This is a genomic window from Chromobacterium piscinae, from assembly GCF_021129175.1.
Lineage (GTDB): Bacteria > Pseudomonadota > Gammaproteobacteria > Burkholderiales > Chromobacteriaceae > Chromobacterium > Chromobacterium piscinae.
In genome coordinates, this window is sequence record NZ_JAJOHV010000084.1 from 1 (window position 1) to 13,350 (window position 13,350).

Here is a 13,350-nt window from a genome sequence, read left to right on the forward strand (position 1 = left end):
GCTTCGGCCAGCGCCGCCTGGCCGCGGCGTCCTTCGCCGGCGGCCAGCCACAGCGCCGCGCCTTTGACCAGCAACACCAGCCAGCAGGCGAAGGCGGCGGCCAGCAAAGCAAACATCACGCCCTTCACCACCGGATCGGCGGCGACGAACATCGCCAGCGGCGACAAACCGGCGTCGGCAGCCGGCTGGGCCGCCAACGCCTGGACGGAATAAAGCGAAAGGCCGCTGCCTGCGATGCCGGGCAACGGCCTGAAAGGAATGCTGGTCTTCATCAGTGGCTAAGAGTTTGGGTGGAGATGCGCCACTCTATCATTAATGATTATCATTATCAATTAACGGAACAGAAACAATTCCACTTCCTTCATTCACCAGCTTTTGCGGTGTGCCAGACGTAGTCCGCCTGCTCGCGGCCCAGCTCCACGCCCTCTTCGGCCAGCACCAGCACCGTCGCCGGCCGCTCCGGCGCCAGATCGGCCAGATGCAGCGGCGCGCCGATGTCGCGCAGCGCGTGATAGGCGCCGGCGATCAGCATCGCCGGCTTGGGCGCGGCCAGCAGCCGCTCGGCCATGCGGCGGTCGCGCTGCTGCTGCACCGCCAGCATGGAGGCCATCATGCCCTCATCCATCTTGCCGCCGTGCTCGCCGCGGATCACCTCCTCCAGCCGGCTCGCCGCCCGCGGATCGCGCGAGGCCCGCCCCTGCGGCCTCTCCTTGCTGGCGTAGTAGGCGCGCATCTGCTCCCGGTCCAGATTGGCCGCCAGCAACGGATACGGCGCGCGCAACAAGGTCATCACCAGCTGGCCATATAGCTCCCACGGCCAGCCGCTCTGCCAGGCAACCAGTTCCCTCACCCGCGACGGGCGCACGCTGGGATTGCCTTGCAGCCAGGCTTTCACTTCGTCCACTTTGGGCTGCTGGCCTGGCGTCAGCATTTCAAGCAGCGCGCTGCCCTGCGGCCGGCTTGCGGCCAGGCGCTGCGCCAGCCAGGTTTCTATCCGGTGGTGGTGGCGGTTATCGTGCTTCTCCCCCACCAGCAGCATCTCCGCCGGCGCCAGCCTGGCCAGCAACTCGTCAGGGCTCAGCGCCTTGCCGCTGGCCGTCTCCACGATCCGGCCCGCCGGTGGCCCTTCCGGTTCCGCCGCTGGCTGCGCCGCGCAGCCAGCCAGGCTCGCCAGCAATAAAACCGCCGCCATCCATCGCTTCATGTCTTTCCCGCCTTGCTTTCTTTGCCAAGCCGGCATATTAATTGATAACGATTATCAATAACAACAAGATAGCTGAACTTTACGCGCGGCCAAAAACAAAGCCGGCTGCGATCAATCGCAGCCGGCCTGTATCGAAACAAAAGGAACGGGCTTACAGCGCGGCCAGGGCGGCGTCGTAATCCGGCTCGTCGGCGATCTCGCCCACCAGCTGGCTATGCAGCACCTTGTCGCCGGCGTCCAGCACCACCACGGCGCGCGCGGTCAGGCCGGCCAGCGGGCCGGAGGCCAGCTTGACGCCGTAGGCTTCGGCGAAAGCCGGATTGCGGAAGGTGGACAGCGTGGCCACGTTTTCGATGCCTTCGGCGCCGCAGAAGCGCTTCTGCGCGAACGGCAGGTCGGCGGACACGCACAGCACCACGGTGTCGCTCAGCGCGGCGGCCTTCTCGTTGAACTTGCGCACCGACATCGCGCAGGTCGGGGTATCCACGCTGGGGAAGATGTTGAGGATCTTGCGCTTGCCGGCGTAGCTGGCCAGCGACACCTCGGCCAGATCGCCGCCGGTCAGTTGCAGCGCCGGAGCTTGCTCGCCTTTGGACGGCAGCTTGCCCGCCACTTCCACCGGATTGCCGCGCAGGGTTACGGTTGCCATGTCTTGAATCCTCATCAGGGTTGGAGATGGCGATAGTGTGGAGCAAAGCGGGTGGAATGCAACCCCGCGCGGCGCATGGTTGTCATCGCTACCGGCCGCCAGCCTACCTTCCCGATGCGCACCAAATTCCAAACTGTTCTAAATGACGGAGATTTTTATTTTTATCCGTTATATAAAGTGCAGGTGGCGCCGCTACCGTGGCGCCGCGAATAAGCAATTCGGGACGCGCGCTTACCGGCGTCGTCAACTGTCATCGGATTTAAAGGAGTCTCTCATGGCTAGCCAAGATCGCGATCAGAAGTCCGGACTGTTCATCGTCAGCTACAACGTCTTCAAGCCCGGCATAGCCGGCGGCTACAACCTGCACCTGCAGCTGTCGGTCTATCCGCCGGCCCGCCAGGTCAGCGGCCGCGCCATCATCACCCAGGCGCTGCAGCACCCATTGGTTTTCGAAAACCCGGTGCAAGGCCACTACGAGGAAAAGAGCGGCGACATCGAACTGTTCCTGAACGGCTTCCGCCTGCCTATCGACCCGGGTTCTCCGCGCGTCGGCGACTTCCACTTCGACGGCCACCTGAAGGGCGGCTGGCAGGCTGAAAACGGCTCCCGCGCCCGCTACGCCTTCCTGCAGGCCGGCCACTGGATCGAGGAATACGGCCAAGAGATCCAGCTGTCCGATGAAGTGCGGCAGACCGTCAAAGCGCTGAACCTGCGCTAAGCACCCACGTCCGCGCAAACCGCCGGCGCCCCAGGCCCGGCGGTTTGTTCGTCTTCCGCCTGTCCATACGGCCATGGCGATCACGCAAACGGCGCCTGCCGTGCTTGGATGCGGGATCGACAGCGCATGCGCCCCGCTTGCGTCCTCTCTTCAGGAGATCCGCCATGACCGACTTGCCCGCCGAACTGAACCGCCGCGGCTTCCTGCTCGCCGCAGCCGCCGGCGCCGCCGCGCTCGCTCTGCCCGCGCTGCCCGGCCTTGCCCACGCCTCGTCAGCGCACACGCTGCCGCCGCTGCCCTACGCCGACAACGCGCTGGAGCCGGTGATCTCGGCTCGCACCATCGGCTTCCATTACGGCAAGCACCACAAGGCCTATCTCGACAATCTGAACAAGCTGATCGCCGGCCGCGACTACGCCGACCTGCCGCTGGAAGACATCATCACCCGTTCCTTCGGCCCCGCCGGCGACACCGCCGTGTTCAACAACGCCGCCCAGCTGTGGAACCACACCTTCTATTGGCGCAGCATGCGAGCCAAGGGCGGCGGCGTGCCGCCGCAAGGATTGCGGGAAAGGATAGAGGCTTCGTTCGGCAGCGTGGAAGCTTGTAAGCAGCAGCTGGCCGGCGCCGCCATTTCCCAATTCGGCAGCGGCTGGGCCTGGCTGGTTCAGGACAGCAACAAGCTGAGGGTGGTGAAGACCGGCAACGCCGACAATCCGATCACCTCCGGCCTGACCCCGCTGCTGAATGTCGACGTCTGGGAACACGCCTACTATCTGGATTACCAGAACCGCCGCGCCGATTACGTCAACGCAGTGCTGGACAAGCTGATCGACTGGGAATTCGCGCAACGGAACCTAAAAGCCTGAGATCCGTCCGGCTCAAAGCTGATTGTAGACGCCGCCCAAGGCCCGCAGCACCTCGGAGGCGGCGTCGAGCGCTTGGTCGTCCATGCTCCGCAGCTCGCGCTCCAGCACCTCGGCCAGCAGGCGTTCGCGCTCTCGGTGGCGCGCAAGGCCCAATTCGGTCAGCCCCACCAGCACCGAGCGCTTATCCGCCAGCGACTTCGCTTTCTCCACATAGCCCTGCTCGCTGAGGCCATTCACCAATTGGGTGGCGCCGGCGCCGGTGGTCTCGGTCAATTCCGCCAGCCGCGCCACCGGCAAGGCACCCTCCTCCGCCAATATCCGCAGCACTCTCGCGTGCGACAGCGACAACGCGCCAGCCTGGCGCGTGGCGCGGCCGCGCAGCCGCGCGTCGGCGGCGCTCAGGCTGTAGGCGGCGCGGCTCAGCCTCGCCAGCGCCTGCTGGCGCGCTTCTCCCGCCTCGCTGGACAAGGCATCCCCCTGGGGCTTGGTTGACATGCGTTCCGACTCCACAATAATATAACTAAGTACTTAGTTAATTTCAGGTACGATCAATCTAACGAGGTGAAAATTATGTCACGTTCAGAAGCGCAAAGCTGGTCGCTGGACATCGCGCTGGCCCAGGGCGGTTTCGACGCCCTGCATCCGGAGGGCAAAAACACCCTGCTGCAGCTGGGGCACGATCCGGCCGATTTCGACGCCGTGTTCGAACAAGTGAAAAGCGGCGCGATGCTGCCCAAAGCCTGGGCGGAAGTGGCCGCCCGCGCCGAACGGCGCGCCGCCCACTACGAGCGCGACGGCTACCGCCGCACCGCCGCCGACCTCTATCTGCGCGCCGCGGTGATGTGGGGCCGCGCGCAGTATTCGATCTTCGACACCGCCGATCCGCGCAAGGCCTCCTTGCGCGCGCGCTGCAACCACTGTGTCGAACGCATCGGCGAACTGCGCGGCGGCCAGGTGCGGCGAGTGGAGATTCCGTTCGAGGGCGGCGCCATCCACGCGCTGCTGCACCTGCCGGACGGCGAAGTCCGCCAGGCGCCGGCCGTGATCCTCGGCCCCGGCATGGACATGATCAAGGAAGACTACCTGTACGCCGCCGAGCGCTACTACACCTCGCGCGGCATGGTGGCGCTGTCGATAGAGGGCCCCGGCCAGGGCGAAAGCCGCGCCGGCGGCCTGACCGTCACCCTGGACAACTATGAGCGAGCCCTGGAAGCCTATGCCGGCTACCTCGCCGGCCTGCCCGAAGTGGACGCAGGCCGCATCGGCATGTTCGGCATCAGCATGAGCGGCTACTGGGGACTGCGCGCCGCCGCCGGCGCCACCCGGCTGGCCGCCCTGGCCGCCTACGAAGCGGTGTGCGGCGACTTCCTCACCATCTTCGAGCGCGCTCAGCCCAGCTTCAAGAAAAACTACATGTATATGAGCGGCTACCGCGACGAGGCCATTTTCGATCGCGAAATGCGCGACCGCATGCCGCTGGACGCGATGGCCGCCGACATCCGCATCCCGGTGCTGCTGGGTATCGGCGAGTTCGATGAGCTGACGCCGCTGGAACAGGCGCTGGCGTGTTACCAGCGCATCCGCGCGCCCAAGGAGATGCGCGTCTACGAAAACGAATTCCACCCGCTGGGCGGCGTGGCGGCGGAAGTCTTCCGCTACGGCGCGGAATGGCTGGAGCGCGCGCTGTCCAGCGATCCCGCGCTGCGCGAGCCGGGCCGGGATGTGCGCCACTATCTGCGCCGCGACGGCCATATCGGCGATGGCAGCGCCGCGCCGGACTGGTGGCAGGGCGCAGACCCGGTGGGCGGACAGCGCGCCTGATCCGGCGACGCTCGCGGCGCTCGGCGAAGTTTTGTCGGCGATGCCAAGCGGCGAGCCGGCGGCTATAAGCATTTGAACGATTGACGCCGTCCGGCCCCATCGCCAGACTGCCTTCATGCCAAAGACATGGAGGCATGTCATGAGCCAGTCTGTTCAGGCCCTGCTGTTCGACGTGTTCGGCACCGTGGTGGACTGGCGCGAGGGCGTGGCCCGCGACGCCGCCGCCTTCCTGCAGCGCCATCCCGGCGCCAGGCAGGACGCTTACGCCTTCGCCGACGCCTGGCGCGGCCGCTATTCTCCATCAATGGAAGTGGTGCGCGCCGGCCGCCGCCCGTTCACCCGGCTGGACCAGCTGCACCGCGAAAACCTGGCGGCCACGCTGCCGGCCTTCGGCATCGATCCGGCTTTAGTGCCTGAGGATCAGCTGCAATGGCTGAACCGCGCCTGGCACCGGCTGGACCCGTGGCCGGACAGCGTGGCCGGCCTGACTCGGCTGAAAGCGCGCTGCATCGTCGCCACCCTCAGCAACGGCAACACCAGCCTGCTGCTCAATATGGCCAAATACGCCGGTCTGCCCTGGGACGCGATACTCGGCGCCGAAGCGGCCCAGGCCTACAAGCCGATGCCACAGGCCTATCTGCGAACGGCGGAGCTGCTGGACCTGCCGCCAGAACGGATCTGCTTGGTGGCGGCGCACAACGGCGACCTCGCCGCGGCCCGCCAATGCGGGCTGAAAACCGCCTTCGTGCCGCGGCCGCGCGAATTCGGCCCGGAACAGCAGACGGATCTGGCCGCGGAGCAGGATTGGGATTGGGTCGCCAATGACTTGATCCAGCTGGCGGCGCAATTCCAGGCATGAACGCATCGATGACGGCAGTAACTGTCCTTTCTGACAGTTACTCATATCTGCTCCACCTGACCTTGAGCGTCTAGAATTCCCCACCTTGCTAACCATGGCTTTCGCCATCGGCCCGCAACTTCGCTCAAACAATTAAAACTGGATCCGTTCTTGAAATCACAACTCCGCCTTAAAACGCTCGCCGCCGCCGTCATCGCTTGCGGCGCTCTGCTGTTGCCTTACCCCGCCGCCGCAAAAGCCAAGACGCTGGAAGACCAACTGCTTGCCGCCTCGATCGCCTACGACACCAAGCCTAGCGCCCAGAAACTCGACAAGGTGAAGGCGCTGATCGCCAAAGGCGCCAAAGTCCATTTCGCGCTGTCGCCCACCCAAAAAACGCAAAACATCTCCCCACTGAATCTCGCGTTGTTTGCCCGCAACTACACATTGGTACAGATCTTCCTGGAACAAAAGCCCGACCTGAATATCCCGGTCTACGACGAAGTGCTGGAACAGCCGCTGCTGTATGCGATGAAGCATTCCGACGCGGACAAGCCCAGCGCCGATGACAACAAGATCGTCGCCGCACTGCTGGCCGCCGGCCCCAATGTCAACGCCTTCGACCATGACGGCGCACTCAGCCCGCTTCTGTTCGCCTCCGGCAATATGCAGCCCTTTCCGGTTCGCGTCGATTGGCAAGAGGCGCTGCTGAAAGCGGGTGCCCTGCCCAACCAGCAAAACAACGAAGGCAACACCGCTCTGATGTCGACCTCTGCCGGCAACCTGCAGGCGCTGCAACTGCTGCTGAACGCTGGCGTCGACGCCAAGCTGAAAAACCGCAACGGCGCCACCGCGATGCATTATGTGTGCGAGCGCGACTTCGCGCTGACGGGCAAACCCGATCCAGACGCGGAAGCCCGCATCCGCCTGCTGCAAAAGGCAGGCGCCGACATCAACGGCATGGCCAGCCCGGATGCCGACATCCCCCTCGGCCCGCCGCTGATGGCCGCGATGATCAACAAAAATCCCGACTGCGTGAAAGCGCTGCTGAAATTGGGTGCCGATCCGGATGGCCAAGCCTACGCCAACCCGGCCCACTCCGTGGAATGGAAGCACGATAAAGCGCCGCTGACCGTACGTGAGGAAGTCCTGTCCGATACCATAGGCATGTACCCGGCCGAACTCGTCAAACTGTTACGCCGCTGATCCCGCCTTTCGCGGCCTTTCGGGGCCGCGTCCCCCCGCTCAGGAAAATCACATGCATCGCATAGTCAAAACCGCCGCCCTGGCTTGCGCGCTGGCGCTGACCGGCCAAACCGCCGCCGCCAAGCCCGCCTCGCTGGATGACCAGCTGACCCAGGCCACCTCTGCTTATCTGGACAAACCTTCCGCCAAGAAAATGCAGCGCATCCAGACGCTGCTGGCCAAGGGCGCGCGCCCGCACCACGCCCAGACCGGCGAGGGGGACGCCGGCCTCTCCGCCCTGCCTTTCGCGATCGCCGCGCCCAGCCCGGAACTGGTCCGGCTGTTCCTCGCCCGAAAACCGGATCTGGAAATCCCGGTCACCCGCGAGAATCCGCTGACGCCGCTGCAACTGGCGCTGGTCGACGACGAGGCCGAGTCGGAAGACATGCTGCAAGTGGTCTCCCTGCTGCTGGCGGCCGGCGCCGACATCAACAACGCCGGCCCCAACCGGCTGGTCACGCCGGTGATGCTGGCGGCAGGCTACGGCGCCGATCTGAAGCCGCAATCGCTGCGACGCTTGCTGCAAGCCGGCGCCGACGCCAATCGCCCCAATATGGACAACGCCAGCGCGATCAACTCCATGGCCGCCGGCAATATGGACGCCATCCAGCAGTTGCGGGCCGCAGGCGCCCGGCTGGACAACCGCAGCGACAGCGGCGAAACCGCGCTGCACCAGGTCTGCTCGCGGCCCGAGGCCGAGCAGGAGCAAGCCGATCCGCAAGCCGGGGAACGCATCCGCCTGTTCAAGACCGCCGGCCTGAGCCTGAACCAGCAGCCGCCCGCAGCCAACGGCGACTACATCGTGATGCCGCTGGCCGCCGCGGTGGAAAGCGGCAACCGCGACTGCGTCAAGGCGATGCTGGCCGAAGGCGCCGATGCCGAGTTGCCGGTATTCGCCCATCTGACGGCGGAGAAAGCCGAGGCGGAAGGCCTGGACAACCCCAGCATCCGCCAATACGTGCAGAACCGCGCAGAAGAGCTGGATGGCGAGATGATGGCGCTGTTCCGCCGCTGAGTCCGGCATCCGCGCAATCAAAACGGGACGGCCTGGCCGTCCCGTTTTTTATTTACGCCTGCTCGCCGCCATCCACTCGGCGCCGCGTCTGCAGAATCGGCGGCGCCCAGGTTTCGCCCGGCCGCTTCTTGCGGGTGGCCAGCGTCAGCTCGGACGGGGCGAAGATATTGATGTTGTGGGTGTTGGGCGTGGTGATCAGGTACTGCGCCTCGGTGGCTTTCAGGAAGCCGGCGACCCGGTCGATGTTGAAGATGTCGAGGTGGGCGAACGGCTCATCGATGAAGACGAAGCCGGACGGATTGGACTCGTCCATCATCAGGCCGATCAGCAGGATCAGCGACTTCATCACCTGCTGGCCGCCGGAGGCCTCGCCGTCGTTCATGCCCATCATGCCCTTCTGGTCGAAGTTGAACTTCAGCACCAGGCCGGCCTGGGCCAGCACCACATCGTCGTTGGACAGCTGCGGCAGCTCTACTTCCACCTGGATGCCGGCCAGTTCGCCCAGGCGCTTCACATTCTGGCCGTAGGCGCGCACCGTGGCGCGCAACTTGCCGATATAGGCGGCGCGCGCCTCATCGGTCAGCTCGCGCGAGCGGTCCACCTCGCCCTGGCGGCGCTGGCGCTCGCGGTCGAGCTGGGTCAAATCCTCCACCAGCTTGTCCTTCAGCGCCAGCACCGAGTCGTCCTGCTCCCAGTCGCCGCTTTGCAGCTTCTCTTCCAGGTAGTTCAGCTGGTGCTTGGCGTCGGCGGCGGTGTCGAATTCGTCCTCCAGCGACGCCACATGTTCCGGCGCCAGCGCGTCGGCCGACAATCTCTCCGCCCATTCGCGCAGCTCTCCGCTGAGCCGGCGCAGCTGGCGGCGCGCCAGCTCCACTTCCTGCAGCTTCTGATTGTATTTGGACAGGCTCTCCATCTCGCGCTGGCAAACGCGGTCGTGCGCCAGCCGCGCATCGCCGTGGCGCTGGTCGGCCGCGTCCTTCTCCGCGCCGGCGTCGGCCAGCGCCGCCCCCTGGCGGGCGATCTCGGCCTCCAGCTCGGCCTTGCGCGACTCCAGCGCTGAAAACTCGTCGGCGCGGCTGTCCAGTTGGCGGATGGCGTCCATGCCGCCCAGGTACTCGGCCAAGCCCGCCGCCTCGCGGGTGGCGGCCACCAGCCGCTCCTCGCCGGCCAGGATGCGCACGTTCAACGCCTTCAATTCGTCGCGCACCGCCAGCAGCCGCGACTGCCGCGCCGCCTCGCCGAAGGCGTACTCATGCATGGGCACGCCGATGTGGCGCGCGCCGCGGCGCTCGCGGAAATAACCGTCGCGGGTGATCCAATCGCCGTCGGCGTTGGCGCCCGCCTCCGCGTTCTCCACCCGCGTCACGCTGTTCATCTGCCGGTACAGCCATTCCGGCGCGTCGGCGGAGAAGCGCACCACTTCCAGCAGGCTGCCATTGTTGGCGCGCGGCGGCGCGGCGCGCTCCGGCACCACGAAATGGCGGTAGCGCAGCTTTTCGCCTATCTTCCAGGCCTCGCGGCGATCGGACTCCCTATCCAGCAGCACCACGTGGCGGTAGCCGCGCAGCAGCGCCTCCACCGCGCCCTGCCAGTTAGAGTCCATCACCTCGACGATGTCGGACAGCATCGCGTGCGGGATGCCTGCCTCATCCAGCGCCGCCTTGAACTGTCGCACGTCCTCCGGCGAGCGGCCGCGGCCGATCTCCAGCGCTTGCAGATGCTCCGAGCTGTCCTGGCGCTGTTTTTTCAGATCGCGCAGGCCGTCCTTCAATTGATCCGCCTCGGCGCGCAAGGCGGACAGCTTGTCGGCCAACTGCGCGGCGTCGGCGCCGTACTCCTTGCCGGCCAGCGCCTGCAGCCGGTCGCGCTCCTTCAGTTGGCCGGCCACGCCGGCGTGTTCGCCCTTGGCCTTCATGAAGGCGTCCTGCGCGGCCTGGCGCACCGTTTCCGCCGCACCCCTCGCGTCGGCGGCGCTCACTTCGGCCGCCTTCAGCTTGGCCACCAGGTCCAGCGTGTCGGCATGCTCGGCGCGCGCCTGGTTCAGCACATGGTAGCCGGCGCGGTAATCGCCCCATTGCTTGCCGAAGGCGGTTTTGGCGTCCAAATAGGCCAGCACCGGCAGCGCCTCGTCGCGCAGGCGGGCGATGCCAGTCTGCAGCTGCTTCCACTCCAGGTAGCGGTTGGCGCGGCCCTTCATCGCCTCCACCCGCACCTGCAGCGCCTCTTCCTGGCGGCCCAGGGCCTCCAGCTCCAACTCGGTGGCGCGCTGCTCGTCGCGGGCGCGCTGGTAGTTGTCCAGCACGTCCTTGTCGCCGAACACCTGGAACACCAGGTCCAGCAGCTGGCGCGGGCTGTATTCGGTCAGTTTGTCGGTGTCGCCCTGCTCCAGCGCCAGCACCTCGGCCACCGCCGGAGTCAGGCCGGCGGCCTCCAGCCGGCGGCGGTATTCCTGCACGCCCAGCCATTGCGCCTGGCCCTCGGCGTGCTCCAGCGCGATATCGCCATCGAGGATCGCGTAATGGCGCACCCAGTCGCCGCCCTGCTTCTTGATCCGGCACAGCAGCGTCACCGACTCCGACACGATGGGGAAGAACGGCGTCGGGTACAGGCCGCCGGACGGGCGGCGCGGATTGTCGACCACGCCGCGCAGATAGGCGAAGGCTTCCTTGTTGTTGCGCACATAGCGCTTGTAGTCGCGCTTGCCGGAGCATTTGATCGCCAGCAGCGTGCGCATCGCGTCCAGCAAGGTGGTCTTGCCGGAGCCGTTGGGCCCGATGATGGTGACGATCTGCGCGTCCAGCGGCACGCTCAGCCGCTGCCAGAAGTCCCAGTGCACCATTTCCACCGATTTCATCTGGAACATCAGCGAGCCTCCCCGTCGGCCGCGTCGTCAGGCGGCAGGTCAAACAGCGGGCCGGCCGACGCGATGCCGTCGTCCGCGATTTCGTCTTCAATCTCGTCGTCGGCGCGCTTGTCCACCAACGCGTCGCGGCCCTCGCGCCGCAGCAGCACGTCGGCCAGCGCGCCCTCGATGATGCGCGGCGCCAGCTGGGCGTAATCGATCATCAGGTCCAGCATCGGCCCCTCGTCCAGCCAGCGGCTGCGGCGGACAATGAAGCCCAGGTTGACCAGCCGGCCCAGATTGGCGGCGAAGCGGGTGCGGCCGCCCAAGGCCTTGCCGAAGTCGGCGTACAGCGCGTCCTCGGAAATGCCGGTGGACACCGTCTCGCCGGTTTCCAATGGCTTCTGCGCGCCGAACATATCGCTCTGGCTCTCCTTGCCGGCCTCGACGCGGGCGATTTGCCGCTCGCGCTTGGGCAGGATGATCAGCGCCCACAGGATGACCAGCAGCGCCACGCCGTCGCGCGGCAGGCCCAGATTGTTGTTGAGCCAGGCATCGCCCGAGCCGAACACCGGCTCGGTCATTTCCGGCAGCAGCGCGACGGCGATGTGCTCGGCGTACGGGTTCTCCACCAGACGCAGGCCGACGGCGGCCAGGCTCTTGTCCAGCTCGGCGCGGAAGATATCGTCCAGCAGCGCCTTGCGCGCCAGCGCGTCGGCGCGCGGCACCACACGGTGCGCCAGCAGGCGGGCGGTGAGGGTTTTGATTTCGTGTTCCATGTCTATTCTTTGCTTGCCCGCCCGGTATGGCCCGCGCGCGGCGTCTCCATCATTGGCCAGCGCGGCCGCTGTTAGCCACCAGCCTGGCGTCGGACAGCGTCGCCACCTCCGGGTGATCCGGCGCGATCACGCCGTCGCCGCCCTGCAGGCTGAACGGCAGCTTGGCCAGCGCGGCGACGATGCTTTGGTCGTTGCTGGTTTCCGGGTCGCCGATCAGGGACAGCAAGGACAGCCGGTAGGCGGTTTCGTTGTAGCTGCCGGCCAGCACCGCCTGGCTGATGTGGGCGTCGGCCTTGCCGCTCATGCCCAGCTCCAGCAGCAGGTCGTACATTTCCTCGGCCTCCAGCAGCCGTTCCATTTCCGGCGCGTCGGCCAGCGGCGCGGCCTCGCCGCCCGGCAGCACGTGCTCGCCTGCCTTGGCGCGCTCGCGCGCCAGCAACTCGAACTCGGCCACGTCGGCCAGCTCGGGCGTCGACAGGAAGGCCGGCTCCGGGCAGATGGACCAGCCGCCCGCCAGCTTGCCGGCCAGCATGGCCGCGCCCTGGCGGCGCAGCCAGTCGGCGATGTCGGTGGAGGTGAGGCCGGAATTGCCCAGGTGCACGCGTTGCGCGGCCAGTTGGGCCAGCCGGCGCTCGAAGGTGCCGGCCAGCGCCAGCATCCGGCTTTGCGCCAGCGCGATGGCCTGCGCCTGGTTCAGCACGGTCAGGCTCAGCGTGTCGTCCTGGGTCAGGCTTCTCACCACCTCGGTGGACTTGGCCACCCAGCGCCACACAGCCTCCAGCCTGTGCTGCGCGGCGCGGATGCGGAATTCGGACTGCGACTCCAGCGCTTCTTCGAATTCGGCGTACAGCTCGTTCAGCCGCGCCAGCAAATGCTTCAGCGCCTCGTCCGACACCTGGCCGACGGCTTGTCCGGCCGCCACCTGGCTGGCGAGATAGCCCAGCTCGACGTCGTCGCCGGAGAAATCGACCAGCGTCGCCAGGGCCGCCAACGCGACGCGCGCGCCCTCGGACAGCTGGTAGACGCCGCCGTCGCTGTCGTAGACCAGCAGATCGCCTTCGCGCAGACGCCCCAGAATGGTGGCCAGTTTGGTATCGTTAAGGTAGGAGAAGCGTTGGGCGATTTCCTGCGGCGTCCACAGCGGCGCCTCGGCGCGGCCGCCCAGCTCTCGCAGCACCAGGAGGCGCATCAGCACTTCCTCGTCGCCGCCGCGGAACAGCGTGACGAAAACGGACAGATAGCCCCATGCGCCCTGCAGCCGCGACACGGCCTGCAGCGAGCCGGGCTCGATGCCGGGCTGGAAGAAATCGGACAATGAATCCAAGCGCGCTCCACAAGCTGGGGTGAATCAAAGCGGAGATTGTCCCGGC

At 66.5% G+C, this 13,350-nt stretch carries 13 protein-coding genes; 6 read left to right on the top strand and 7 right to left on the bottom strand.

Annotated features, from left to right (window positions below; all coding sequences use genetic code 11):
- From LQR33_RS19095 to tpx, 3 genes are all read right to left on the bottom strand, one after another.
- On the bottom strand, positions 1-272 hold a 272-nt coding region (locus LQR33_RS19095; protein ID WP_231470107.1), incomplete at its 3' end, for a hypothetical protein.
- Between the two features lie 89 nt (positions 273-361).
- On the bottom strand, positions 362-1,204 hold the full coding sequence (locus LQR33_RS19100; RefSeq protein WP_231470108.1) for a ChaN family lipoprotein: 843 nt from the start codon (positions 1,202-1,204) through the stop codon (positions 362-364).
- A 151-nt stretch (positions 1,205-1,355) separates the two neighbouring features.
- Complete coding sequence (gene tpx, locus LQR33_RS19105) at positions 1,356-1,853, bottom strand: thiol peroxidase (RefSeq protein WP_166439338.1); 498 nt, start codon at positions 1,851-1,853, stop codon at positions 1,356-1,358.
- Positions 1,854-2,127: 274 nt separating this feature from the next.
- On the opposite strand from tpx, the gene LQR33_RS19110 reads away from it, so the two are divergent.
- Both LQR33_RS19110 and LQR33_RS19115 read left to right on the top strand, forming a co-directional pair.
- Positions 2,128-2,571 carry a DUF1842 domain-containing protein gene (locus tag LQR33_RS19110; protein WP_021475143.1) on the top strand — a complete coding sequence of 148 codons (444 nt, stop codon included), beginning with the start codon at positions 2,128-2,130 and terminating at the stop codon, positions 2,569-2,571.
- Positions 2,572-2,735: 164 nt separating this feature from the next.
- On the top strand, positions 2,736-3,440 hold the full coding sequence (locus LQR33_RS19115; RefSeq protein ID WP_231470109.1) for a superoxide dismutase: 705 nt from the start codon (positions 2,736-2,738) through the stop codon (positions 3,438-3,440).
- 12 nt (positions 3,441-3,452) lie between these two features.
- Here LQR33_RS19115 and LQR33_RS19120 read toward each other — a convergent pair whose 3' ends face one another.
- Complete coding sequence (locus tag LQR33_RS19120; protein ID WP_231177011.1) at positions 3,453-3,935, bottom strand: MarR family winged helix-turn-helix transcriptional regulator; 483 nt, start codon at positions 3,933-3,935, stop codon at positions 3,453-3,455.
- 75 nt (positions 3,936-4,010) lie between these two features.
- On the opposite strand from LQR33_RS19120, the gene LQR33_RS19125 reads away from it, so the two are divergent.
- The 4 genes from LQR33_RS19125 to LQR33_RS19140 all read left to right on the top strand — a co-directional run bounded on the left by LQR33_RS19125 (position 4,011) and on the right by LQR33_RS19140 (position 8,359).
- Complete coding sequence (locus LQR33_RS19125; protein WP_231470110.1) at positions 4,011-5,261, top strand: alpha/beta hydrolase; 1,251 nt, start codon at positions 4,011-4,013, stop codon at positions 5,259-5,261.
- Positions 5,262-5,400: 139 nt separating this feature from the next.
- Complete coding sequence (locus LQR33_RS19130; RefSeq protein ID WP_221663892.1) at positions 5,401-6,120, top strand: haloacid dehalogenase type II; 720 nt, start codon at positions 5,401-5,403, stop codon at positions 6,118-6,120.
- A 150-nt stretch (positions 6,121-6,270) separates the two neighbouring features.
- Entirely contained in the window at positions 6,271-7,305 is a 1,035-nt protein-coding gene (locus tag LQR33_RS19135; RefSeq protein WP_231470111.1) for an ankyrin repeat domain-containing protein, read from the top strand.
- 52 nt (positions 7,306-7,357) lie between these two features.
- Complete coding sequence (locus LQR33_RS19140) at positions 7,358-8,359, top strand: ankyrin repeat domain-containing protein (protein ID WP_231470112.1); 1,002 nt, start codon at positions 7,358-7,360, stop codon at positions 8,357-8,359.
- A gap of 52 nt (positions 8,360-8,411) precedes the next feature.
- On the opposite strand, the gene LQR33_RS19145 is transcribed toward LQR33_RS19140, so the two are convergent.
- Genes LQR33_RS19145 through LQR33_RS19155 form a run of 3 tightly spaced genes read right to left on the bottom strand, consistent with a single transcriptional unit; the run spans position 8,412 to position 13,304 of the window.
- Positions 8,412-11,222: an ATP-binding protein gene (locus LQR33_RS19145; RefSeq protein WP_231470113.1), complete on the bottom strand. Its 2,811-nt coding sequence runs from the start codon at positions 11,220-11,222 to the stop codon at positions 8,412-8,414.
- Positions 11,222-11,980 (bottom strand): hypothetical protein, encoded by a 759-nt coding sequence (locus LQR33_RS19150; protein WP_221667577.1) that lies wholly within the window; start codon positions 11,978-11,980, stop codon positions 11,222-11,224. Before LQR33_RS19150 ends, LQR33_RS19145 begins: the two co-directional genes overlap by 1 nt.
- Before the next feature lie 49 nt (positions 11,981-12,029).
- A complete protein-coding gene (locus tag LQR33_RS19155; RefSeq protein ID WP_166439345.1) occupies positions 12,030-13,304 on the bottom strand; it encodes a hypothetical protein in 1,275 nt (424 codons plus the stop codon).
- Between the last annotated feature and the right edge of the window lie 46 nt (positions 13,305-13,350).